The 23,909-nt window shown below is 59.3% G+C and carries 21 protein-coding genes; 14 read left to right on the forward strand and 7 right to left on the reverse strand.

What is annotated here, in order from left to right; genetic code table 11:
• Positions 1-1,044, reverse strand: a complete 1,044-nt coding sequence (locus tag IE102_RS05775; RefSeq protein WP_189485465.1) for a sulfate ABC transporter substrate-binding protein — start codon at positions 1,042-1,044, stop codon at positions 1-3.
• Between the two features lie 315 nt (positions 1,045-1,359).
• Here IE102_RS05775 and metC point away from each other — a divergent pair, with 315 nt between their 5' ends.
• Complete coding sequence (gene metC, locus IE102_RS05780) at positions 1,360-2,538, forward strand: cystathionine beta-lyase (protein WP_189485466.1); 1,179 nt, start codon at positions 1,360-1,362, stop codon at positions 2,536-2,538.
• On the opposite strand, the gene IE102_RS05785 is transcribed toward metC, so the two are convergent.
• Genes IE102_RS05785 through IE102_RS05795 form a run of 3 tightly spaced genes read right to left on the reverse strand, consistent with a single transcriptional unit; the run spans position 2,535 to position 5,633 of the window.
• Positions 2,535-3,476 carry a hypothetical protein gene (locus IE102_RS05785; protein WP_189485467.1) on the reverse strand — a complete coding sequence of 314 codons (942 nt, stop codon included), beginning with the start codon at positions 3,474-3,476 and terminating at the stop codon, positions 2,535-2,537. The two genes, metC and IE102_RS05785, sit on opposite strands and share 4 nt — an antisense overlap.
• A 4-nt stretch (positions 3,477-3,480) precedes the next feature.
• Positions 3,481-4,449, reverse strand: coding sequence for a glycosyltransferase family 2 protein (locus IE102_RS05790; RefSeq protein WP_189485468.1), 969 nt, complete (start codon positions 4,447-4,449; stop codon positions 3,481-3,483).
• Positions 4,446-5,633, reverse strand: coding sequence for a GNAT family N-acetyltransferase (locus IE102_RS05795; RefSeq protein ID WP_229807579.1), 1,188 nt, complete (start codon positions 5,631-5,633; stop codon positions 4,446-4,448). Before IE102_RS05795 ends, IE102_RS05790 begins: the two co-directional genes overlap by 4 nt.
• A gap of 178 nt (positions 5,634-5,811) precedes the next feature.
• On the opposite strand from IE102_RS05795, the gene IE102_RS05800 reads away from it, so the two are divergent.
• The 3 genes from IE102_RS05800 (at position 5,812) to argF (ending at position 9,007) form a co-directional block, all read left to right on the forward strand.
• Positions 5,812-6,708 (forward strand): TraB/GumN family protein, encoded by an 897-nt coding sequence (locus IE102_RS05800; protein WP_189485469.1) that lies wholly within the window; start codon positions 5,812-5,814, stop codon positions 6,706-6,708.
• A 146-nt stretch (positions 6,709-6,854) separates the two neighbouring features.
• The gene (locus tag IE102_RS05805; protein ID WP_189485470.1) at positions 6,855-8,054 is read left to right on the forward strand and encodes an aspartate aminotransferase family protein; all 1,200 of its coding nucleotides are present in this window, start codon (positions 6,855-6,857) and stop codon (positions 8,052-8,054) included.
• A 35-nt stretch (positions 8,055-8,089) separates the two neighbouring features.
• Complete coding sequence (gene argF, locus IE102_RS05810) at positions 8,090-9,007, forward strand: ornithine carbamoyltransferase (RefSeq protein WP_189485471.1); 918 nt, start codon at positions 8,090-8,092, stop codon at positions 9,005-9,007.
• Positions 9,008-9,111: 104 nt separating this feature from the next.
• On the opposite strand, the gene IE102_RS05815 is transcribed toward argF, so the two are convergent.
• Positions 9,112-9,339 (reverse strand): hypothetical protein, encoded by a 228-nt coding sequence (locus IE102_RS05815; protein WP_189485472.1) that lies wholly within the window; start codon positions 9,337-9,339, stop codon positions 9,112-9,114.
• Positions 9,340-9,526: 187 nt separating this feature from the next.
• On the opposite strand from IE102_RS05815, the gene IE102_RS05820 reads away from it, so the two are divergent.
• The 5 genes from IE102_RS05820 (at position 9,527) to IE102_RS05840 (ending at position 18,846) form a co-directional block, all read left to right on the forward strand.
• Positions 9,527-12,772, forward strand: a complete 3,246-nt coding sequence (locus IE102_RS05820; protein ID WP_189485473.1) for an SEL1-like repeat protein — start codon at positions 9,527-9,529, stop codon at positions 12,770-12,772.
• A 106-nt stretch (positions 12,773-12,878) separates the two neighbouring features.
• On the forward strand, positions 12,879-13,802 hold the full coding sequence (locus IE102_RS05825; protein WP_189485474.1) for a sulfite exporter TauE/SafE family protein: 924 nt from the start codon (positions 12,879-12,881) through the stop codon (positions 13,800-13,802).
• Complete coding sequence (locus tag IE102_RS05830) at positions 13,802-14,605, forward strand: TIGR02186 family protein (protein ID WP_189485475.1); 804 nt, start codon at positions 13,802-13,804, stop codon at positions 14,603-14,605. The genes IE102_RS05825 and IE102_RS05830 overlap by 1 nt, the downstream gene beginning before the upstream one ends.
• 54 nt (positions 14,606-14,659) lie before the next feature.
• Positions 14,660-17,614 carry an ATP-dependent DNA helicase gene (locus IE102_RS05835; RefSeq protein ID WP_229807580.1) on the forward strand — a complete coding sequence of 985 codons (2,955 nt, stop codon included), beginning with the start codon at positions 14,660-14,662 and terminating at the stop codon, positions 17,612-17,614.
• Positions 17,615-17,778: 164 nt separating this feature from the next.
• A complete protein-coding gene (locus tag IE102_RS05840) occupies positions 17,779-18,846 on the forward strand; it encodes a DUF2125 domain-containing protein (protein WP_189485476.1) in 1,068 nt (355 codons plus the stop codon).
• Positions 18,847-18,885: 39 nt separating this feature from the next.
• On the opposite strand, the gene IE102_RS05845 is transcribed toward IE102_RS05840, so the two are convergent.
• Complete coding sequence (locus tag IE102_RS05845; protein WP_189485477.1) at positions 18,886-19,398, reverse strand: hypothetical protein; 513 nt, start codon at positions 19,396-19,398, stop codon at positions 18,886-18,888.
• 237 nt (positions 19,399-19,635) lie between these two features.
• Here IE102_RS05845 and IE102_RS05850 point away from each other — a divergent pair, with 237 nt between their 5' ends.
• The 3 genes from IE102_RS05850 to IE102_RS05860 all read left to right on the forward strand — a co-directional run bounded on the left by IE102_RS05850 (position 19,636) and on the right by IE102_RS05860 (position 21,831).
• Positions 19,636-20,511, forward strand: a complete 876-nt coding sequence (locus IE102_RS05850; protein ID WP_189485478.1) for a chorismate mutase — start codon at positions 19,636-19,638, stop codon at positions 20,509-20,511.
• Positions 20,512-20,523: 12 nt separating this feature from the next.
• Entirely contained in the window at positions 20,524-21,621 is a 1,098-nt protein-coding gene (gene hisC, locus IE102_RS05855; protein ID WP_189485479.1) for a histidinol-phosphate transaminase, read from the forward strand.
• 69 nt (positions 21,622-21,690) lie between these two features.
• Positions 21,691-21,831 (forward strand): hypothetical protein, encoded by a 141-nt coding sequence (locus IE102_RS05860; protein WP_189485480.1) that lies wholly within the window; start codon positions 21,691-21,693, stop codon positions 21,829-21,831.
• On the opposite strand, the gene IE102_RS05865 is transcribed toward IE102_RS05860, so the two are convergent.
• Positions 21,832-22,740: a class I SAM-dependent methyltransferase gene (locus tag IE102_RS05865; RefSeq protein WP_189485481.1), complete on the reverse strand. Its 909-nt coding sequence runs from the start codon at positions 22,738-22,740 to the stop codon at positions 21,832-21,834.
• 21 nt (positions 22,741-22,761) lie between these two features.
• Here IE102_RS05865 and IE102_RS05870 point away from each other — a divergent pair, with 21 nt between their 5' ends.
• Both IE102_RS05870 and grxC read left to right on the forward strand, forming a co-directional pair.
• The gene (locus tag IE102_RS05870; protein ID WP_229807581.1) at positions 22,762-23,595 is read left to right on the forward strand and encodes a ComF family protein; all 834 of its coding nucleotides are present in this window, start codon (positions 22,762-22,764) and stop codon (positions 23,593-23,595) included.
• Positions 23,596-23,652: 57 nt separating this feature from the next.
• Entirely contained in the window at positions 23,653-23,907 is a 255-nt protein-coding gene (gene grxC / locus IE102_RS05875) for a glutaredoxin 3 (protein WP_189485482.1), read from the forward strand.
• Positions 23,908-23,909: the final 2 nt, after the last annotated feature.

Here is a 23,909-nt window from a genome sequence, read left to right on the forward strand (position 1 = left end):
TTAGGCTTTGAAGACTTTGGCGGATATTTGATCAAACAGGGCGCCCTGCTCGAAGTGGCGGGCATTGGCCGTGGTCCAGCCGCCAAAATCCTTGTCGATATTCAGTTGCTCAATGGCCGGGAAGCGGTCAGCAAACGATTTTAGCACATCCGCGTTGGTCGGGCGGTAAAAATGCTGCGCCGCCAGGGTCTGGGCGTCTTCGTCATAGAGGCCTTCCAGATAGGCCTTGGCCAGCGCTTCGGTGCCATTGGCCGCGACGTTTTTGTCAACCCACGCCACCGGCGTATCTGCAGCAATAGACAGTGACGGATAAACGATGTCGAACTGAGCGCCATCCTTGGCCGCGCTCATCAGGGCCTCGGATTCCCAGTTGATCAGCACATCACCCTGACCGCGCTGGATGAAGGTCGTGGTCGCCCCGCGCGCGCCGGTATCCAGCACCGGCACATTTTTAAACAGGGCCTCAAGGTAGGCTTGCGCCTTGGCTTCATCGCCGTTGTTAGCCCGCAGCGCCCAGCCATAGGCCACGAGGTAATTCCAGCGCGCCGCACCTGATGTCTTCGGGTTGGGTGTAATGACCTGAACGCCCGGTTTGACCAGATCGCCCCAGTCCTTAATGCCCTTGGGGTTACCTTTGCGCACCAGCAGCAGGATGGTCGAATTATAGGCGACGGAATTGTTGGGCAGTCGCGAGGCCCAGTCGGCGGCCAGCAGGCCGGTGGCGGCCACTGCGTCGATATCGTGAGCCAGCGCCAGTGACAGGACATCGGCTTTCAGGCCATCAACAACCGCGCGCGCCTGCTTGCCCGACCCGCCGTGGCTCTGGTTGAAGGTCGGAGCCGGTTTGCCGCCGGTGGCGTATTTCTTGGCAAACAGGGAATTGTAGGCGGCGTAAAATTCGCGGGTCGGGTCAAACGATACATTCAGTAAGGATTGGGCAGCCGGCTTACCGCAGGCGCTTAAACTCAGGCCCGCACCCGCGGCAATGCCTGCGCCGGTTAGGGTTTTCAGAAACAGGCGGCGGTTGGCGCGTGCATGGGTCATAGTAAAATCCCTATCCCTTGTGTCTTTGGGGTGTCTTTGGGGCCTTGGTTGCCTGAAAGACTATCAATCGAAATAGACGCGAGCAAATCAGAAAACGGTAAACTGCCCCGTGATCGCGGGCAGCAGCGCGGCGTTTACATAATTCCTACTTTTCTGAAGCTGTTTTAAACAAAAGCCACCATAAGGTCATACGACGATTTTTCAGAGATCAGGTTAGCAGGGCTAAATCAACAAAAACCGGATTATGGCTTGATATCTCATAGCGGAGGTGATTGTAAAAGCACCACCCGTTTTCGTATACTTTGGATATCCGATATGCCTTCATTGCCGTCTGAACGCACCCGATTGACGAGCGCCACCTATGAGCGGGCGCCGTCTCACCGGGCGGTCAATGTTGGCGTCGAGCGCGGCTCGACCGTGTTGTATGCCCGCGCTGAGGATCTTTATAACGAAGACATCAAGCCCGGCTACGGCATTGAGGGGCTTAGCACCCAACGCGAACTGATGCGCCTGATGTGCGACCTTGAAGGGGCAACGGACGTATTCCTTCTGCCGACGGGGTTGTCGGCGCTAACGCTTGCGATCACCGCCTGCCTTAAGGCCGGGGATGAAGTGGTGTGCGTCAATAGCTGCTACGGCCCGATCCGCCGGTTCTTACAGTCGCAGATGGCGCGTTTTGGCGTGACCAGCCGCTATTATGAGGCCGGTGCCAGCGTGGATGAGGTTATGGCCCTGACCACGGATAAAACCGCCCTGATCATTGTCGAATCGCCGGGTTCGTTGACCTTTGAGATTCAGGATATCCCGGCCATTGCCAGAGCCGCCAAAGCGCGCGGTATCCTCACGCTTTGCGATAATACCTACGGCGCCGGTGTGCTTTTCAAACCGCTGGAGCACGGCATTGATATGTCGATGCAGGCCCTGACCAAGTATGTTGGCGGCCATTCCGATATCCTGATCGGCACGGTGGCGGTCAAGGATAAGGCTCTGGCTAAGCGTCTGGATGACACGTCGCGGGCGTTTTCGTTTTTCGCCTCAGCCGATGAAAGCTATCTGGCCATCCGCGGTTTGCGTACGCTTCATCTGCGGCTGGAGCAAAGCGGCAAGTCCGGGTTAGAACTGGCGCGCTGGTTGGAAGGCCATGATCTGGTCGATCGTGTACTGCATCCGGGGCTGGAGTCTTTTCCGGGCCATGAGTTATTTAAGCGCGATTTCACGGCCCCTAATGGCTTGTTTTCGGTGGTGCTGAAAGGCGGCAATATCGCTGCATCCTGCGCGTTTTTGAATGCGCTTAAGCTGTTCGGGCTGGGCTTTAGCTGGGGCGGGTTCGAGAGTCTGGCTATCCATTTTGAGCCGCAGCTTATGGGCCGTGCCAAACTCGGCCAAGCCTATGAAGGCTCGCTGATCCGGTTTTATATTGGCCTCGAAGACCCTACCGACCTCAAGGCTGATATCGAACAGGCGCTTGAGGCTTACCGCGCGGCCATAGGTTAGGCGGCTTTTTTAGGCACATCAACGCCGTCATCAAACTGCGGCACGCCGGGTTGCGTCGCATCCAGCGAAAAGCGCGGGGTGAGCGGGCTTTTGGCGCCATTGAAGCCGCCAAAGGCTTTGATGGCGCGGGCATAGATGACCTTGGCCGCTTCAAATGGCAATACGCGCTTATCAATCTGTGGCTTACACCCAAACCAGCGACGCAGGCAGCCATTGGCATAGAGCACATTGGCGCGCCAAATGGCCGCCGGTGTCATGAATTCAATCGACATCGACACATTGACCATGTCGTGATTGACGATGCGGTGGGGGGCGTTTTGCGGCCAGGTGATCATCTCACCGGGCTTAAGGTCATGGACCATCGCGTCCTTATCCCACGACGGATCATAGGGCAGTTGCTCGTCACTTTCGCGCAGGGCAATGCCTTCGAGATCGGGATTAGACACAAACGGCGCGGTCGGCGGATAGACAAACAGCTTCTTGACGCCGCGCACCTGCCACAGCATCACCAGCGGGATGTCGAGGTGATAAAAGACATGGGCCTTGGGTGACGAAATCAGCAGGCCCAGATCGGGTTTCAGGGTCTTTTGGCCGCTCTCGCGCTCCAGTTCGGCAAACATCCGCCCGCACAGCTCATTAAAGGCCGGATCGGCGTGATTGACCTTACGCAGATTAAGCCACAAACGACCGGCCTTGACCCCGTCCATCAGGGCGCGGCCATCAAGGCCGGAGCGGCGGCCCAGATACCACTGGCCCCAGTTGGATGGATCGTAACCCATGCTGAAGACTTCGAGTTTGTCAGGCGGGTAACGGTCAATCAGGTCTATCAGGGCTTCGTCTGTGAACAAATCAGAGCCCGCCAGTTCGTGTGAAAACAGCAGGGTCTTTTTCGTGAAATTGTGGCGGTGGTCGTCCGACCATGTCAGCAGTCCGGTCATGGGGTCATCTTCCGGGAGCGTTGGTTTTGAGCAGGGCGGTGCCGTAAAAGCCAAGCTTAAACGGTGGAAACCAGATCAGTTTGCCGAGGCCCCGCGCGCATTTATCGAGGGCGCTTGCGGCCCCTTTGGCACGCGTCAGCGTCAGCAGTCCGCCCCAAATCCCAAACACCACGGCCTGAACCGCGCCGTTTATCATCCAGTAGGCGCAAGCGAACGGTTTGGACGGATTATGGGCCATGGCCGAAGTTGACGGCCCCTGACCATAGGCGAAGGCACGCGGCAGGGTGTATTTCAAAGTGGAGCGGCTTTGCGGGACATCTTCCCACACGACCGCGTCTGCGGCCCAGGCCATGCGCTTGCCCTGTTCGCGCATACCGTAAAACAGTTTATCGTCTTCACCTCCGCAGTCATTGCGATCGACCGAGAAAACCTCATGGACGCGGGGCAGGGCGGCGCGGCGCAGCAGGCTGTTGCCGCAGCCATAATAGTGGTCGATCAGTTGCGTAGTGTCTGGCCCAAAGCGCGAAAAGAAAGCCTCAAAATAGGACGGATATGGCACTTCGGCGGCTATCAGCCGGGCGCTGACCGGGCCGAACACCACATCGGCGTCCAGTGCGTTTTGGGTGGCTAGCAATTTCGACAGCCAGTCAGCGGGCGCTTCTTCGTCATCATCCAGAAAGGCGATAAAGTCATCATCGGTCGCCGCCAGAGCCGTGTTGCGGGCATTGGCCACGCCGGTTGCCGGTTCATGCAGATAGGTGATGTCTATGTCGCTGTTGATGGCGGCCACGATCGCGCGCGCTGACGCTTCGGGGGAATTGTCGCACACGATAATGCGGACGGTGACGGCTTCAAGGCCTGTTTGCGCCAGCACGGACCCCACCGCCAGCCTCAACCCGTCGGCACGGCGAAAGGTCGGGATGATCACACTGAGGCGCACGGCGGTAAAGCTATGGGGCGGGGCCGGTTTCATCCGCGGCCCTCCGGTGATTTCAGGCGCTGCGGCATGGCCTGCGCGGCCCGCCACAGGCCCTTGAGGCGATCCGGTGCGTTCAGTTCCAGCGCACAGATCTGATCGACACGCCGGTTAAGGCGGCTCGTGATTTCCACAATGCGCGGCGGCAGGGACTGACCAGCTTCACGGGCCCATGCGGTCGTGCGGGCGCTAAACCGCCCCCCCGTGGTGTCTCCATAGACCCGACCGTGGGTCACGACGCGATGGGTGTTGCCAAAGGCGTTTTTGTAATGCTGCTCACCCGTCGACAGGTCGTAGTAATTCACGCCATCGGCCTTGAGTACGTCTGCGCACCCGGCCAGAAATAACTGACCGGGCGAAAAGGCGCTGAACGCCGGATCGAAACTGGATATCCACGGGTGCATGACATCGCCCAGTCTTACACCATAATGGAAAATAATCCCTTTACCGCCCGCCGTCAGGGTCAGCATCTGCCCGCGTAAGCCTTCAGACGGCGCGGCAAACAGTTGATGCATCAGGGCATCGACCCACGTCGGGCCCAGAAAATCATGCAGGCCGGTGGTGCGCGCCTGTTCCCGTTTCAGGCGCAGCATCATATCGAAATGGGCGGGATTGCGATCCGGGGTGATAAAGCGCACCTCGCCGTGCTGCTCTTCAAGGCGGCGGCGCAGGCGGTTGATATTCTTGGCATGCTTATGCGGAATGTGATCGAGCGGCTGCGTCAGATCGATCCCACAGGCATCATCGCTGTCGCCGCCGATATCGCCAAACACACCGTAGGGATCAATCAGGCCGATGACCTGAAAGCGGTCGATGCGGGCCAATCTGAGCGCCTCAGCAATCGTAATGACCGGATCGGGCGCGGTGATCAGGGCGGTATAGTCCGAAAACGGGGCGCCGACGGGTCTGGCCAGTCTGCCGGGGCGGCGATGGTGGGGCAGAAACCCTATGGTCTGACCGTTGCGGCGATAGATGGCGACCCATACATCGTCACGCACCTGGGCGATGGCTTGCGCAAATTCCGGCGACAGCAAGGGGGAGCGAAAATCAGGCGTGGCAACGGCCATATCGCGCCATGACTGCGCATCGGCCGGGCTCAGGTCATGGGGGCGGATAAGGTCACAGGTCGTCATAGGGTCGGGCAACTCACATACAGGGCTCAGACCCTCAAGCGAGGCCATACTCGCACAGACCTGTAAATATTCGGTTGGTTCAGAAATATTATTCTTTAAACGCGTGACAATTACGTATGTGTAAAGTTCGCGCGTCTTTTTGACAAGATTGCCGCTGGCGTTCAGGATCGCTGACATATTTCTGCCGGATCACAAGGCTTAAGTTATGAAAATCACAGGAAACATTATGCCGAAATCTTTTAAATCTGTTTTCAAAGCGCTTATGCTGGCCGGGGTGGCGCTTTTACCGGTCGCCGCTCAGGCTGAAAGTGCCAAAACCGGCGCACCCTTGATGTGGGTCGTCAAGGATGCGGATTCGACCGTCTATCTGCTGGGGTCAATTCACCTGTTGAAGCCCGACATGCAGTGGCAGGATGACCGCATCAAAACCGCGATGACGCAGTCGTCAGAACTGTGGCTGGAGATCGCTAATCTGGATGATCAGGCCGCCGCCGGTTCGGCCTTTCTGAAACACGCCATCAACGCCAAAGGTAATCTGACCGAAGGCATGAGCGAGGCTGATATTGCCAAGCTTAATGCCGCGTTGGATCGTCATGGTCTGCCGATGGCGCAGGCGCGCAACCTCAAACCGTGGGCCGTCGGGCTCCTGATCACGGTGAAATCGATGATGGCGTCAGGTTTTGATCCTAATTCAGGCGTCGACAAAACCCTGCTCGATCAGGCCAAAGCGGCGGGTAAGCCGGTCAAGGGCTTTGAAACTATCGAACAGCAGATGGGCTTCTTTGGTAATTTTGACGAGGAAACCTCACGCCAGTTCCTGATCGATGTGCTCAATCAGGAGGAAGAGGGCAAGGCGTTGATGGACTCCATGCTGACCGCCTGGCAAACCGGCGATGAGGCGGCGCTTGGAAAGTTGTTTAACGACGAAATGAAGGTCAAGACACCTAAGCTTTATGACGTGCTACTCAAAGGCCGCAATCAGGATTGGGTGCCGCAGATCGAGCAGATTCTGGCCGGTTCCGGTACGTCCCTGATCGTGGTGGGTACGGCCCATCTGGTCGGGCCAGACGGTGTGCCGACCCTATTGAAAGCTAAGGGTGTTAAGGTCGATGCCGTCAAGTAACTCATGACCAATAATCATGGGTTCAGGACGCGCTTTTTATTGACATTGGGGATAAATTTCCCCAAAAGGCCGCTCTAAGTCCTACTTAGGTTCTTTAATTTCCTCTCCGTTTGTTCGGAGAGGATTTTATCTTTTGGGATGTTGCCATGAGCCAGCCAGATCATCTTTTCGGTGTTTACAATCGTGCCCCCATTGAGGTTGAGCGCGGCGAAGGTGCGAACCTTTACACCAAGGATGGCCGACGTTTTCTGGACTTTGTGCAGGGTATCGCCACCAATGGTCTGGGGCACGCCAACCCGATCCTGATTGATGCCATGACGAAACAGGCCGGGAAACTGTGGCATGTGTCGAATATTTTCCGGATTCCGGATCAGGAAGCTCTGGCCGAGCGCCTGTGTGACGACAGCTTTGCCGATCAGGTCTTTTTCACCAATTCCGGCACCGAAGCGGTCGAGTGCGCGCTGAAACTGGCGCGTAAATATCATGCCGCCAAGGGCAACCCGGAACGTATCGACATCATCACGTTTGAAGGCGCCTTTCATGGCCGTACCTATGCCGCGGTCAACGCTGGCGGCAACGACGCTTACCTGACCGGTTTCGGGCCTAAGCTGCCGGGATTTGTGCATCTGCCGTTTGGCGATCACGAAGCCTTGAAAGCGGCGGCGTCGGCACCGACCGCCGCCGCCATTCTGGTCGAGCCGGTACAGGGCGAAGGCGGCACCCGCGCCGTGCCGAACCAGTGCCTGCAAGGTCTGCGTGACCTGTGCGACCAGTACGGCCTGCTGTTGATGTTTGATGAAATCCAGTGCGGCATGGGCCGGACAGGTAAGCTGTGGTCCTATCAGTGGTCGGACATTGAGCCCGACGTGCTGATGACTGCCAAGGCGCTGGGCGGCGGCTTCCCGATCGGAGCCTGTCTGGCCACCCGCGATGCGGCCTCCGGCATGGTCGTCGGCGCCCATGGTTCGACCTTTGGCGGTAATCCGCTGGCGATGGCGGTGGGACTTGCGGCCTATAATGAGTTGTCGAAGCCTGAGACCCTTGAGCACGTTAATGATGTGTCCAACTATCTGCGTCAGCAGCTTCAGAGCCTGATTTCTACCTACGGCGATGTGGTCGAAGAAGTGCGCGGCAAGGGACTTCTGGTTGGGATCAAGGTCAAGCCGGTCAACCGTGAGGTCATGGCTATGGCGCGTGATGCCGGCATACTAATTGCGGGCGGATCGGATAACTGTGTGCGTCTGTTGCCGCCGCTGAACGTCACGCTTGATGAAGCCCGCGAAGCCATTGGCCTGCTGGAAAAAACCTTCATCGCCGCCCGTGAAAAGGCCAAAGAGACGGCATAACAGGGGCCGGACATCCAAAATAAAAGGGGGTACAGATGACCCGTCACTTTCTCGACCTCTGGGCCTTAAGCCCGGAGGATCTCCGCTCTATTCTCGATGACGCCCATGTGCGCAAAAAAGCCCGTCTGGGCTGGCCGAAAGGGCGCGTCGATGCCGATGCCCCGGCCAAAGACCGCGTATTGGCCATGATTTTCCAGAAAAACTCGACCCGCACGCGCTTTTCGTTCGACGCGGCCATCCGTCAGCTTGGCGGTGACGGCCTTATCTCGACCGCCAACGACATGCAGCTTGGGCGTGGCGAGACCATTGAGGACACCGCCAAGGTTCTGTCGCGCATGGTCGATGCCATCATGATCCGCGCCAACCGCCATGAGGATGTTGAGCAACTGGCGGCCGCATCAACGGTGCCGGTCATCAACGGCCTGACCGACAAGAGCCATCCGTGTCAGATCATCGCTGATCTTCAGACTATCGAAGAGCACCGCGGGCCTGTGGCTGGTAAGACCTTGGCGTGGATTGGCGACGGCAACAATGTCTGCGCGTCGTTCATCCATGCGGCGCCTAAGCTTGGGTTTTCGCTCACCATCGCCTGCCCCCCGCAATATAGTCCCTCAGACGCCGATCTGGCTCACGGCGCGGGGGCGAAAATCACCGTCACCCACGACCCAAAAGCGGCGGTTGCCGGTGCCGATGCCGTCATGGCCGATACCTGGGTCAGCATGGGCGATACCGATTACGATGAGCGCATGGCCGCCCTTGGCCCCTATCAGGTCAATGAGGCCCTGATGGCGCGGGCCAAGCCTGATGCCCTGTTCCTGCACTGTCTGCCTGCCCATCGCGGCGAGGAAGTCACCTCAGCCGTTATCGACGGTCCGCAATCTGTCATCTGGGACGAGGCTGAAAACCGGATACATGCCCAAAAATCCATCCTCGCCTGGTGTTTTAAATCGTAGTCTTTGGGCTATTACGTCGTTGTCGTCGCTGCCAGGTACTTAGTGTACCTGCGGCGCTTGACGCCTAGTACTGACCTCAAATCTTACGATTTAAAGGCGGGGATTTAGTAGGGCTGGAACGCGGGCTGGGGGTTGCCGCCGACGAGAGCGAAGATGTGGACCAGCAGGATGATCGCTGCGGTGCCGGACAGCAGCATGATCAGCCGGTAAGGGACTAGTCTGACGGCATCGGTTTTGAGATTGGGTGGCCGCGCCCCCAGATAACCGCTGAGAATGCAGGCTAACACGGCGGCAAAAAACATAATGAGCGTGGTGCCAAGATCAAATTCCATGTTTGCGAATATGGTAGGAATGTGGCGCGGCGCAAGGCTCCCACGCCATTTTCCCTTATCAGGCGTTTATATAATGCCGTGGTTCTCCACAGGAGAATGGCGTTATCCCAATAGATGGTGGTTAACAAAAGGTTTACACGCAAGATGATGGTGGTTAGCCTTAAGTTTGCATAAGTAGGGGATTCGCATGTCTGCGGGCACGCCATGGAGTGTTAAGGGTATAGATTCAAAGGCGCGCGAAGTCGCCAAGGATCTGGCGCGCCGGTCTGGCATGACCCTTGGGGAATGGCTTAATCAGGTGATTCTGGAGGGCGATGAGCCCGAAGCCGATCCACGCGAAAATCGCGGTCGCCGTCCCTATGTGCCACAAAACGATTATCAGCCGGAAAGCGGTGAAGACTATCCTTCGGGGGGCGGGCGTATGAAGCGCACCTACACGTCATCACGTCATGATGAAGAGTTTATCAACCGTCCGCGCCGCTCGGCGCCAGCCTTTTCCTCAGTCGCGGCGCGTGAACGTGCGGCCCGTTATGAAGATGATTATGACCGCTATGAGCGGGGAGGCGATGAGCGTCACCCGGCTGAGCGTCACAGTTCCGGCTCCGAAGACCTGTCGCGTGTGGCCCGCGCTCTGGAATCCCTGGGCTCGCGCATTGAAACCTCTGAGACCCGTTCGGCTTCGGCGGTGCGTGGGGTGTCTCAGGCGGTTGAGGGCTTGCTGACCCGGCTGGAACGTACCGAAGCCGGGGTTACGGCGCGCACGGAACATCTGGCGGAAAAGCTGGAAAGCCATGCCGACGACGTGTTCACCTCGCGCGAGCGTCTGATGCGCACTGAGGAAGATCAGGCCGTATTGGCTGAGCGTCTTGAGGCGGCGGAACGTCTGGTCGATGCGCAGGCGGAACGGCTTGAGGGTCTGTCCGGTCATCTGCGCGAAGAACGCGAACGGGTGGCCAGGCTTGAGGCCGAGTTGCGTGCCCCGCAGCAGCAGGAAAATATCCGCGCCCTTGAAGGGGCCCTGGGCAAGATTTCCAATCAGCTCTATGAAACCGATGTCCGCAACCGTGAAAATTTCAAGGATGTGCGCTCAGATATGCTGGGTCTGTCGCATCGTCTGACCCAGATGGAATTGCGCGACCCCGATGCGGCGGCCCAAAACCTGATCGATAAGGTCGTGGCGCAAGTGTCCCATCGTCTGGACAGTGCCGAGGCCCAGACCTCGACGGCGCTGAAAACCCTAGAGCAAAGCTTTGCAGCACTCGATTCGCGCCTGCTGCGGACCGAAGAGCGCGGTGATGTGTCGGACCCGGAATCGGTGCAGTCTCTGCGTCGTCTGGCCGATGATCTGACCCGCCGTATCGATGAGGCCCGCGTTGAAATCGCCCGCTCACTCGAAGACACCACCCATCACAATATCGAGCAGGCCTTAAGCGGCGTGCACGAACAATTGGCGCAGGTCGATCAGCGTTCGGCCAAGGCCATTGAACAGATGGGCCATAATGTCCTAAAGGTGGCTGATAACCTTAACCGGAGAATGACGGGCGTGGAGCGCCAAGGCCATGACGCGGCAGATCGTTTGAACGCTGAGCTTCGCCGCGTGGCGGATTCAGTGGAGGTTCGCTTTGCGCGTCAGGACGGTCAGCATTCTCAGGCGCTGGAGCGTCTGGGGGGCGAGATCGCCCGCATTTCAGAGCGCCTGTCGAGCCGTATTTCCGAGAGCGAACGCCGCACGGCGCAGGTTCTGGACGGGGTGCAGGCGCACTTGCGTCAGACCCATGAACATACCCACACGGAGCTGGGCGAGCGTATCCGCCAAAGCGAAGCCCGCACCGCCCAAATCCTTGAAGACGCCCGTGCCCGCATTGAGCAGCGTCTGAGCAAGGCCGAGAGCCAGCACCTGGCGGAGCGGATGACGCGCGCCACACCCGCACCGGATGTCCTGCCTAGCGCCTTTGCGTCGCGGTCCCGCTATGCGCCGCCATCGGAGCCTGTCGTCGAAGACGTTCTGGATGTGGTTGATGACGCAGAGGTCGACGCCGAGTTGGACGCGGCGGCGGTCACCCGCTTTGACTTTACGCCGCCCGTGGCTGAGACGGTTGAGGCAGATACAGACGCTGACGACCTCGACTTGACCGGGCATCTGCTGAAAAATGTGACCGGCTTTGGTGAAGAGCGCGCCGACGATGGCCTGCAGGACGCGCGATTCAAGCCCGATTACGATCCGTTTGAGGATGATCTGGATGCTCCGGCAGCCTCGGTTGAGGCGGAGTCTTTCCGCGAGGACGATGAGGCCGATCCGTTCGCCAATGTCGCTCTGTCGCGTAAGACCGCGCCTCGTCTGCGTCACGACCGCGATCCGTTTGCGGATGAAGCGGATGGTGAAGGGGCGGCTGATATTTTTGATGATGAGCCCCTAAAAGGTTTTGGGGCGCGCCGTGACGAAGAAGCCCCGCAAGAAGCCCCCGTCTCCGTCTCCACGCGCGATGCCCTGGCGGCCGCGCGGGCGGCGGTGCGAGCCAGCCTCGAAGACAGCGATGATCGCCGTCCGGGTCTGGGCGGGCTCAAGCTTGGGGCGTCGCGTACCCGCGGTGCGGTGGCGGATAAGCCTGTTAAGACTGTAAAAGCCACTGAGTCAAAAGGCGCACAAAAGTCAGGCTTAGGCGAAACCCTGAAAAAGGCCTTTAAGGCATCGTCCGTGGCCGTGGCCTTGACGGCGGTCGGCGCGGGCGGCTATGCTGTTCTGCGCGATGAGGGTAACTCCGGCCAGGCGCCGATCAAACCTGATGCCGCCCGTAAAACCGATGTGGCAACCCCCATTGCCGCCGCAGCGATCACCCCGCCGGTTGAGGATCGCGCCGCACTTGAGCGGCAGTTTCAGGACGCCGTTCAGGCCCTGACCGCCAATGATCCGGTCGGTATTGATAAGCTCAAGGCCGTGGCTAATCAGGGCTATGCCCCGGCGCAGTTCCGTCTGGGGCGGATCTATGACGGTGAAGAAGGTTTTGGCGGCATTGCACCGGACAAGGTACAGGCCCGTTTGTGGACGCAGCGTGCAGCCGAAGGCGGTGTGTCGCGCGCCATGCATAATCTGGGGCTGATGTATTATGCCGGTGACGGCGGCCAGCCTGATCGCGGTCAGGCTGCCACATGGTTCCGGCGTGCAGCCGAGCGCGGCATTGTCGACAGCCAGTATAATCTGGGTATCATGTACCGCGAAGGTATTGGCGTCACGCTCAACCCGACCGAGGCCTATAAGTGGCTGCTGATTGCTGAGGCAGGCGGCGATAAGGAAGCCGCTCAGGCGGTAGCTGATCTAAAGACCGAACTGTCAGCGCCACAGCGCCGTATCGCTGAGTCTCAGGCCAACGGATTCCAGGCCAAGGCCGATGATGCGGCGACGCTGGCATCTGCCCCGTCTGCGCCACAACCCTGAGCGCCTGTTCAGACTCTGTTCAGTTAATCGCGCTAAGCTTGGTTAACGGCCTGCATCTGTGTGGGCATCGCGGCCGATTAGGGCCTTTGAACCTGAGCCTGTGAACGTGGATATCTACCTGCCCATTGCCGAAATGTCGGTCAATGTCCTGACTATGGTCGGGCTTGGGGTACTGGTGGGGTTTGTGTCGGGCCTGTTCGGTGTCGGCGGCGGGTTTCTGATGGCGCCAGTTCTGGTCTCACTCGGTATTCCGCCGTCCGTGGCCGTGGCCTCTCAGGCCGGGCATGTGCTGGCGACCTCGACCTCTTCCGTCATGAGCTATAGCCAGAGCGACAGCGTCGATTACCGCATGGGCGCGGTCATGGCCGCAGGCGGCGTGGTCGGTGCCATTATCGGCGTTGAAATTTTCCGGATTTTACGTCTACTGGGGCAGATCGATCTGGTGGTGTCGGTCGCCTATCTTTTGGTGCTGGGCTCCATCGGCGGTATGATGCTGAATGAATCCCTGTCGGCCATGCTGCGCCGACGAAAGGGCGAATCGCCACCCCGGCCCAAGGTCAAGCGCCCGGTGTGGATATATGGCCTGCCGTTCAAGATGCGCTTTCCGCGTTCTGGCCTTTACATCAGCTTTATCCCTCCGGCGGCGATCGGGCTTCTGGTCGGGATATTGTCGGCCATGATGGGGGTCGGTGGCGGGTTTTTAATAGTGCCCGCCATGATCTACATCCTGCGCATGAAGGCCTCGGTCGTGGTTGGCACCAGCCTGTTTCAGATTATCATAACGACGCTGGTGACCATGATCCTTCAGGCGGTGCGCAACCACAGCGTCGATATGATTCTGGCGCTGATCCTGCTGGCGGGCGGGGTCGTCGGCGGTCAGGCCGGTATCCGCATGGCCAGTCGTTTCCGCGCCGATGAACTGCGCGCGATCATGGCGGTAATCATTCTGATGGCCGGGTTGCAGATGGGGCTGTCGCTGTTTGTACCGCCGCAGGACCCGTTTGTCCTCGTGCCCACGGGGCAGCAATAATGGTCGCTGTCCTTCCCCCCGCCATACCACCGGCAATCGTTCAGGCCCTGCCCGAAGCGGCCCCGTCCTCGAACATTCTGTCGACTGACCTGACCCAGAACCGCATCGAGGTATCGTCTTCGTTTCAGGGGGCCAAGGTTGTTGTTTACGGTGCGGTCGTCGAAAGCCGTGATCAGCCGTCCGATGTCGTGGTCGTCGTCTCCGGCCCCAAGGCGTCAATGCGCCTGATCCGCAAGGTGCAGGTGGCAGGCCTGTGGCTCAACAGCCGCCCGGTGGTATTCGAAGGCGCGCCAGGTTTTTACATGGCCGCCTCATCCCAGCCGCTGGATCGGATCACCGGCTTTTCCAACCGCCGCCGTCTGGGGCTGGGGGTCGATTATATCGCCATGGATACGCCGCGCGACACCAAGGTCGTGACGCGTTATGGCGTGCGCGATGTGGTGGTCAACAGTCTTGAAGACGATTATCTGGAGTGGCGGCAGGCGGTAACGCGCCTGAAACAGAAATCGAGCCTCTATAGCGATAATCCGTTCGGGGTGCGCTTTGTCGACCGCAACCTGTTCCGTGCCGAAATCGACTTGCCCTCGGATGCGCCGATCGGCACCTATAAGGCCGAGGTCTGGCTGTTTCGCGATGGGGAGCCGGTCAGTTACAGTGCCAAACTGCTGCGGGTTGAAAAGGTCGGGTTTGAGCGCTTCATCTATGACACCGCCCATCGCCGCCCGTGGATGTATGGCATCGTCAGCGCCCTGATCTGTATCGGGCTGGGCCTTGGGGCGTCACGCATTTTCCAGCGGCGTTAAACTGCGCGGGTTTTGTGTATTGGTTTTGTTCGCGCGAATGTTTAAGTTATTCGGGTGACTCGCGATGCGCCCCCAACCCCTGTAACTGATGAGATCAAGCCTGCCGTCCTGCCGGACGCGCCGCCTTTGAGTTTCCGTGAGGTCTTACCGGGACAGTCTCTGGCCTTCCTGCCGTCCAAAGCGGGCCTGAGCAATGGCCACCAGACCCGCCGGATCGAGATCGTGCATTTGCGCGAACTGTGGGGCCGCGAAGCTGTGCTGGTCGCCAATGCGCCGTTTATCCGGCAGCGCCTGTTTGCAGGCCGTGGCCACCGCGAAGTGCAGCATTTCGATGTGCTGGAACTGTTTGCCTTTGTGCGTCCGGCGCAGTTTTGCGCCCCGTCAGTCGCGGGTGTGGCGCAGATTATGGGCTACGGCGAGCCGGACGGGCCGGAAGAAGGCGCGTGGGTTCTGTTCCGGGTGGCCGAAGATTTGCTGTCTGAACTGGCCGCAGCGTCCGTGGCCTTCAGGCTGATGGCGCGGGCCAGCCTCAATTTTATGGCCAAAAACGGCTGGGTGTGGGCGGGCGCGGTTGAGGCGGCGCTGGCGCGCAATCCGCTGCCGGCCGATTTTGTGATCCCGCCTGCGCTTGAGGTCTGGACGCTGCTCGACGAATGGGAGGATCAGGCCCCCGACGTACCGCCTAAATCGGTATCGGTAACTGAGGGCGAAATCGCTGACGCCCTGTCGCGCCATCTGGTTCGGGCCGGTCTTGATGAACGCCGCCCTGAACAACTGGCCTTTGCCCAGTCGGCGCGCACCATTTTTCAGCCGAAATGGGTGATGGATCAGCCACACATGGTGTTGGCTGAGGCGGGTACTGGCGTCGGTAAGACGCTGGGGTATTTGGCTCCGGCCCAAGCCTGGGCGCAAAAAGCGCAAGGCAAGGTGTGGGTGTCGACCTATACCCGCGCGCTGCAAAAACAGATTTTCAATGATACCCGCGCCCTGTTTGATACCGACGCTGAGCGCCAGATGAAGGTGGCGGTACGCAAGGGCCGCGAAAACTATCTGTGCCTGCTTAATTATCAGGAGCGGCTAACCGCAGTCAGTCAGACGCCGGGGGAGGCGATCATTGCGGGCCTGATGGCGCGTTGGGTCGTCTATAGCCGTGACGGCGATATCATGGGCGGGGATTTCCCGACCTGGCTGCCATCGCTGTTGCCGGTTGGGTCGGGAGCGCATTTGTTTCAGTCGCTTAATCCGGCGGCACTGGTTGACCGGCGGGGGGAGTGCATCCATTCGGCCTGCGCCCATTACCGGGTGTGCTTTGTCGAAAAGTCTATCCGTAAGGCGAAATCGGCCCAAATCGTGATCGCCAACCATGCCCTCGTGATGGCGCAGGCGGCCTATGAGTTGCACGCGGCCCAAAAAGCCAATTTGAAAGCGACCGATGACCGCAGCGAAGAACCGTCCGAAGTGCCGGTGCTGTCGCGCCTGATCTTCGACGAAGGCCACCATGTGTTCGAGGCCGCAGATTCGGCGTTTTCGACCGCTTTGTCGGGGTTTGAGGCGGCGGAACTGCGGCGCTGGATACGTGGCAACGAAGGCCACCGGCGGCGCTCACGCGGTCTGGAGCAGCGCTTAGGCGATCTTTTGGCGACGCGTGAGACGGCGCAGGATGCGCTCAAGGATCTGATCCGCGCCGCCCATGTTCTGCCGCAGGAAGGCTGGTCCCAGCGCCTGACGACGCGCACCCAGTCCGGCAATATGATGGAACCGCTGGGGCCGATTGAGGCCCTGCTGGCCACGGTCATGAAGCAGGTCGAGGTCCGTCAGGCCGACACCACCTCGCGGTCGCGCTATCGTTCGGAGACCGAGGCGGGTGGTGAATGTGAAGCCCATCCGTGCCTGCCCGAAGTGGCTGAAGCGTCAAAGGCGGCGGCGGTGGCTTTGCGCGGGATCGAAGCGCCACTGCTGGCGCTGGTGCGGGCAATCGAAGATGTTCTTGACGCTGAAAATACCGAACTGGAACCGCAAGAACGCATCAGGCTGGATGGGGCCCTGCGCGGGCTGGAGCGGCGGGCGCGGATCACGCTTCCGGCCTGGCGCGCTTTGTTGCAGCATATGGCCAATGACGAGGACGATGCGGGGCCGCCATCCAATCAACCGGCCTTTGTCGACTGGTTTGCGGCTGAAGCGGTGGGTGGCCGGGTGGTCGATGTCAGTCTGAACCGCCACTATGTCGACCCATCGATCCCGCTGGCCGAATATGTGCTCAAACCCGCTCACGGCGTGCTGATGGCCTCAGCGACTTTGAGTGATGGAACCCATGAGGATCGGTTTGCGCTGGCGCGGCAACGGACGGGCGCCAACCATCTGGTCATGGGGGCCAAGGATGTGCGCATTACTTCGCCGTTTGATTATGGCGAGCAGGCGCGGCTGTTTGTGGTCACCGATGTCGCCCGCGACGATGCCCGTGCGCTGACGGCCGCCATGCGCGCGCTGTTTCTGGCGTCGCGCGGCGGGGGACTGGGGCTGTTTACCGCTATTCGCCGGCTCAAGGCCGTTTATGAGCACCTGCACCGTCCGCTGGCCGAGGCCGGGATATCGCTGTACGCGCAACACGTTGATCCGCTCGATGTATCGGATCTGGTCAGCGTGTTTCGCTCAGAGCACAATTCCTGCCTGCTGGGCACCGATGCGGTGCGCGACGGTATCGACGTGCCGGGTGGTGCGCTGCGTCTTATCGCCTTTGACCGGGTGCCGTGGCCGCGGCCGGATGCCCTGCACCGTGCGCGCCGTGAGCATTTCGGGGGACGGCTTTATGACGATGCGCTGGTGCGGGCCAAACTCGCTCAGGCCTTCGGGCGGCTGATCCGGCGCAAAGACGATAAGGGCGTGTTTGTCATGCTCGATTCCGCCGCCCCGACACGTTTGTTTGAGAGCCTGCCCGACGGTGTGGTGTTGCAGCGCTGCACCTTGGCGGAGGCCCTGACGGCGATAGAGGCGTTTTTATATCCGGCTTAAGAACGCCCCCTGTTGCAGGGGGAGCTGTCTTTGAGTTAACCTCAAAGACAGAGGGGGTAATATCGGACGATCCGGTTGTCTGATGCGCCAGTTACCCCACCACCCCCTTCGGGGTATCCTCCCCTCCAAGAGGGGAGGTTCTGTACTGAGAGGGGATACCTTCCGTGACCGACGACACACTAATTGCCGCCGAGACACCCAAAAAAGCGCCGACCAAATGGGGGCTGGCCTGGCCGTTCCTGATCGTGCTGATCGCCCTTGGGCTATGGAGCGCCTACTGGATCTATATGGCCCGCCAGGTTGAAACCAACCTGACCGCTCATCGTGAGGCTCTGATCCGGGCGGGGTATCATGTCCAGTACGATCCGGTCAGCGTGCGCGGCTACCCTTTTCGCATGTTCATGGAATTCAAAAAGGTTGAGGTCGTTGCCCCGTCCGGTAAGGGTTTTGCCGCACCGGTGATCGCCGCTGAGGCCAATGCCTATGCGCTTGATAAATGGGTGATGGTGGCGGAAAAAGGCCTCACCCTGTTGCGCGGGCGTCATGAAGGCCTTGATCTGGGGCAGGTGACGGTGACCGGCGATGCCCTGCGCGCCAGTGTGTCGGGACTCAATAAGCCGGTTTATGATGTGGCCATCGAAGGTCTTAATCCGGTGTTTGTGTCGTCCGATCCGGCGCGGCCCTTTGCGCTGAATGGGGCTGAGCGGTTCGAGGCTTATCTGCGGCCCAACGCCAAGACCGCAGATATGGCTGATATTCTGGTGCGCATCACCGGCGCTAAGGGCGATCCGTTGAGTCTGGCGGGCAAGATCGGCCAGACCAAGCCGTTCACCCTGCACTGGGAAGCCAGCGTCAATCACCTGTCGCAGTTTAAGGGCGTTGACTGGGGCCAAAGTGTTGAGGCCTGGCAAAAGGGCGGCGGGGCGTTGAGCGCTATGAAATCATCGCTCAAGATCGAGGAGCTTAATCTGTTTCTGGAAAGCGACCTGATGAGCGTCGATTCAAACCGCCGCCTGAATGGCCAGCTCAAGCTCGAAATCTCAGGCTCAGGCGATCCGTTCGGGTTTTTGCTGTCGACTGGCCTGATTGATGCCCAGTACGAACCTCTGGCGCGGCCGCTGGTCGGGGTGCGCATGGTCGCCGAAAAGGCAGTGGTGATGAATTTCGAGTTCAGGGACGGCGGCACCTATACCGGCCCGCTCAAGGTTTCCGACGCCCCCAAGGTGTTTTAAGTGATAAGCGCTTTGGCTGCCGATGCGCGTCTTGGACACCTACTGGATCAGCACATAGTTGATATAAAACTCATCCATCGCCTCGGCTGAGGCATTGTTGAGCACCAGAGTGTCGAACTTGGCGTCCTTAAGCTTAAGGTCTTTCAGGCGCACATCGATGCGCGCCCAGTCACCCTTGGGCACCTTGACGCTCAGTTCAGCGCCCGAGACGACCTTGTCGCCCAGCTTGGCCGACAGTTTGAATTCCTGCTTGCCCTTGGGGCCACCATGGACCAGCAGGGTGATCGTGCTAAAACCTGCCGGATCGAACGGCGCGCTGGTCTGAAAGGTCATGACGTTCCAGCCCGCCATGGTCACGGCCACAGGTTTTGAACCGTCGGCAAAGGCAAATTGCGCCTGATGTTTGGCCCAGCCACCGATCCACCAGCCGTTTTTCAGGCCATCGGCATATATAAGCACCGCTGTCGGGGTTTGTGCCTGTGTGCGCAGAGGTAGCAGCGTAAGAGCGGTCGTTCCGGCCACAAGGTGGCGGCGTGTGATGGCTGATGTCATATTATCTTCCCTGATTTTTATGTCGCCTTTTTCGGCGATTAAATAAATTTGTAATATGAAAGCTGTCGCCTGCCAAACCGGATTTACTCAAAGCGATTTGGAAATATAGAAATCTGTCCGGCTGTGGATTTTTATGCACAGTTGAATGGCCGCAAAAGTTTCAATTGCATCAATGTGATAGGCGGTAATCTGTCACAAAAGCCCGCTTGCGGGCCGCCTTTGAAATGGCTATGAAGTATGACCATAACCTTGAGAGTGACCACTTTTTCCGTGAACGCGCAAACCCCTCAACCGGCTGAGGCTCCGTCGCTGGAGTCCTTACGCAAACGCATTGATCAGATCGATGCCGATTTGTTGCGTCTGGTCGATACGCGCGCCAGTCTGGCCGAGGCGATAGCAACAGCCAAGGCCCATGAGGCGGCGGTTGAAACGGTTCACCGCGAACGGGTTCCGGCAGAGCATATATCCTTGCTGCGTCCGGACCGTGAGGCCTTGCTGATCCGTAAGCTGTTGTCTGCACCGGGCCGTAAGGTGTCCGATGCGGTGATCATCCGCATATGGCGTGAACTGATCTCGGAATCTTTGCGTATTCAGGGTGCAGATCGCGGCGGTCTGCACCTTAATTTATGGGCCGGCGATAAGGCTGAGGTGATGCTGTGGGCGCGTCAGCGCTTTGGGGCTGCGCCTGCGCTCAGTCAGGCGGCCGATCCGGTGGCGGCGATTTTAGCGGCGCGCGATCCGCGCCATGTCGGGGTCATCAGCCTTGATCCCAAGGGCGGGGCATGGTGGGCGCGGCTACTGGCTGAGCCTCATGTCCGCGTCATGGCCGCACTGCCGGAAGACATAAACGGCCGTCCGCAGGCCTTGGGCGTGGCGTCATTGCAACCGGAACCGACAGGCAATGATGTGACTTTTTGGGTAACTGATTATGCCGGGGCGGATCATAAGCTAAGTGATATCCTGTCCCAGCGGGGTCTGATCGCGGATGCGATTTGTCAGGCATCGGGCTTGAAACTATGGGCTCTGACCGGCTATGTGCAGGAAGATGATGACCGCCTGAGCGGTTTTGGCAGCCTGTCCGGTGTGATCGGGGCGGCAGCCCGGATCTATTGAAAGTTTAAGCTCATGACCGATATCCTGACCCGTTTGCCGCAACCGAAACCCGGCATCATGGATATCCACGCCTATGTCGGTGGAAAATCAAAGATCGAAGGTGTTGCCGAACCGATCAAGCTGTCATCTAATGAGAATGCGCTGGGCTGTTCAGCTTTGGCTTTGGCGGCCTATGATGAGGCCCGTGCCAAGCTGTTTCGGTATCCCGACGGGCTGGCCTCGCCTTTGCGATCAGCCGTGGCGGCCTATCACGACCTTGAGCCGGAGCGGCTGATTTTTGGCAACGGCTCCGACGAAGTGTTCGGCATGCTCAACCAGACCTATCTGCAACCGGGCGACAATATCGTCACCGGTGAGTTCGGCTTTCTGGCTTACCGCATCAGCGCTCAGGCCTGCCAGTCGGAGGTGCGTCTGGCGCCGGAGCCTGAATTGCGGGTCGAAATTCCGCGCATTCTGGAACTGGTCGATGACCGCACCAGGATCGTTTATATCTCCAACCCCGCTAACCCGACCGGCACCTGGAATACCCCGGAAGAGATCGCCTACCTGCGCTCAGAGCTTGATCCCTCGGTTATTCTGGTGATCGACGAAGCCTATGCTGAGTTTGCCGATGAACCGACCTGGGAGACGTCGTTTGGTCTGGCGCGCGCCCACGACAATATTGTGGTGACGCGGACCTTTTCCAAGATTCACGGTCTAGCCGGTTTGCGGGTCGGGTTCGGTTATGCGCCAATCGGCATGATTGAGGCGATGGAGCGGATGCGTATGCCGTTCAACATCAACCTGCCCGCGCAATATGCGGCGGCGGCGGCCTTACAGGATCAGGCCCATATCGATGCCTCGCGCCAGCAGGTGCTGAACTGGCGGCCACGGCTCATTCAGGAGATCCGCGCTCTGGGGTATCGGGTGGAGCGCTCGGCGGGGAACTTCCTGTTGATCCATTTCGACAGCGAGCAGGTGGCATCCGATGCCAATGATCACCTGATGCGTGAAGGCATCCTCATCCGCTGGGTCAAGAACTATGGCCTGCCCCAGGCCTTGCGCGTCACGGTCGGTAAGGACGATGAAAACCGTGCCTTCCTCGAAGCCTTAGCGCGCTTTAAGGCTTAGACAAGCAGCTTTGGCAGCCCCTTTGCAGACATCCTCCCATGCGTCTCAAAATGAGGATGGGGTAGGGCTGTGGGTCGTGCAGAGACTATATGGAAATTGCCGCAGATCGTTCTGCGTCGGGCCTTTGGGCATCTGACCCGCCGCGACTATCACCTGGCCATGCTGATATTCTTGAGCGTGTTTATCTTCGCGTTTGTGGCCAATTCCTGATCAGAGCTTGCCCTCTTTTACCCCCAGAGCATCGGCCAACCGCATCTTGGCCGAACCGGGCCGTAGGGGCTTTTGCTGGCTCTCATGCGGTTTCCAGCCTGACAGGGTAATGATCTCAAACGTCGCGGTCACCCGTCCGTCATCCGTGCCAAACCGTGCCCGATAGAGCGCAAACGCCTTCGCCAGTATCGCCTTATTCAAACCTTTGCGCGGGCGGTCAAACAGGATGTTGGTTTCCCCCATCGCCCGCAAATCCTGCAGCAATCGCAAGGGGTGCGCATAGGTCACGCTAACCTTATCGGCATCGACGACCGGCATGGCAAAGCCGGTGCGTTTCAACAAATCGACCAGATCATAGCTTTCGGCAAAGGGCGCGATACGCGGGCCATAGCCGCCGCGCACCTCCATTTCAGCCTCCATCAGCACGGTGCGCAGTTCGCGCAAGGTTTCCCCGCCCAACAACGACCCGATAAACAATCCGTCGCCTTTCAGGGCGCGCCGGATTTGCACCAGCACGCCGGGCAGATCATTAACACTGTGAAGGGTAAGCGGTGCGACGATCAGATCAAGGCTGTCGTCCGCGAACGGCAGGGCTTCTTCGTCCAGCACCATTTGCAGATGACCATTGCCCGTGCGGCCCTTTGTCATAACCTCAGATATATCGGCCTCGATCAGGGTGCTGATCTTGGTCGCGGCATAGGACGATTTTAAACACTTGCCAAAGGTGCCGTCTCGGGCCCCAATATCGAGCGTCAGATCAAACGTGCGGTTGATGGCGCTGAGGGTATCTAAGGCATCTTCGACCGCGCGGATTTTCAGGAAACTGGCCGCCCCAAAGCCATCCGCCACGCGGTCAAGGCGGCGGGCGAGAAGTGAACGGTCAAACAGGCGCGGGGGAAGCTGGGTCATGGGGCCGGGGGATAGGGGACAATGAATAACAGATGGGCGTTCATAGGCGAATTGCCAGCCAAGGTTAAGGGGCTGGTCAAAGATAATGGCCGTAACGTCGTGCGCAGTGTGATTGACGCCATCTATCCGGCGCAGGTGCTGGACCGCGATCCCCATGATCCGGTCAACTATGCCGCCCCGAATGAAGCAATGCTGCTGGGGGGGCTGTCGGCGGACACCTGGGGGCAGATCCGGTTCTTAAGCGATGAGGGCTGCGATATGTGCGCGCGGCCGCTGGCGGGCGGGATTTATCTGGGGGCCGGCGGGCGCTGTGAAGGGTGCACGTCAAAGCCGTTTCCGTTTACGCGCACGCGGGCGGCCTGTCTTTATGGGGAGGCGTCCAAAAGCCTGATCCTGCCGTTCAAACATGCTGACCGCACCGATATCGGCCCGATGTTTACGCAATGGATCGGGCGGGCCGCGGCGGAGTTGATCAGGGACTGCGATGTGATTGTGCCCGTGCCGCTGCATTGGACGCGGTTGTGGAGCCGGCGCTACAATCAGGCCGCTGAGATCGCAAGGCCTCTGGCGCGGCAATATGATAAGGATTATCTGGCCGATGGCCTGCGCCGGATTAAGGCGACCAAGCGGCAAAGCTCCCGAACCGAACGGGCTAAAAATGTCAAAGGCGCGTTTATGGTGACACCGGCGGGCGTGCGACGCTTACGCGGTCGCCATGTAGTGCTGGTCGATGATGTGTTCACGACCGGGGCGACCGTGCGGGCCTGCGCCGAGGCTTTGATGGCCGCCGGGGTGCGTCAGGTCGATGTGGCGGTTATTGCCCGCGCCGCGCCAGATGTGGATGCGGCACTTTAATTATTCTGCATCTGGATTATATACAGTTTAACATAGCCCGTCAGTGGAAGTTGTTTTATGGCCAAGATCGAAATCTATACCAAACCCTATTGCCCCTATTGTGAGCGCGCCAAGGCGTTGTTTGACAAAAAAGGGGCGGCCTACGAGGAGTTTGTGGCCTCCCATGACCCGGAACTGCGCGCCCAAATGAACCAGCGCTCCGGTCGCAGCACCTATCCGCAGATTTTCATCGACGGCCTGCATGTAGGTGGGTGCGATGATCTGCTGGCGCTCGATTCGCGTGGCGGGCTTGATCCGTTGCTGGCAGGCTAGAT

The organism is Asticcacaulis endophyticus, assembly GCF_014652575.1.
Lineage (GTDB): Bacteria > Pseudomonadota > Alphaproteobacteria > Caulobacterales > Caulobacteraceae > Asticcacaulis > Asticcacaulis endophyticus.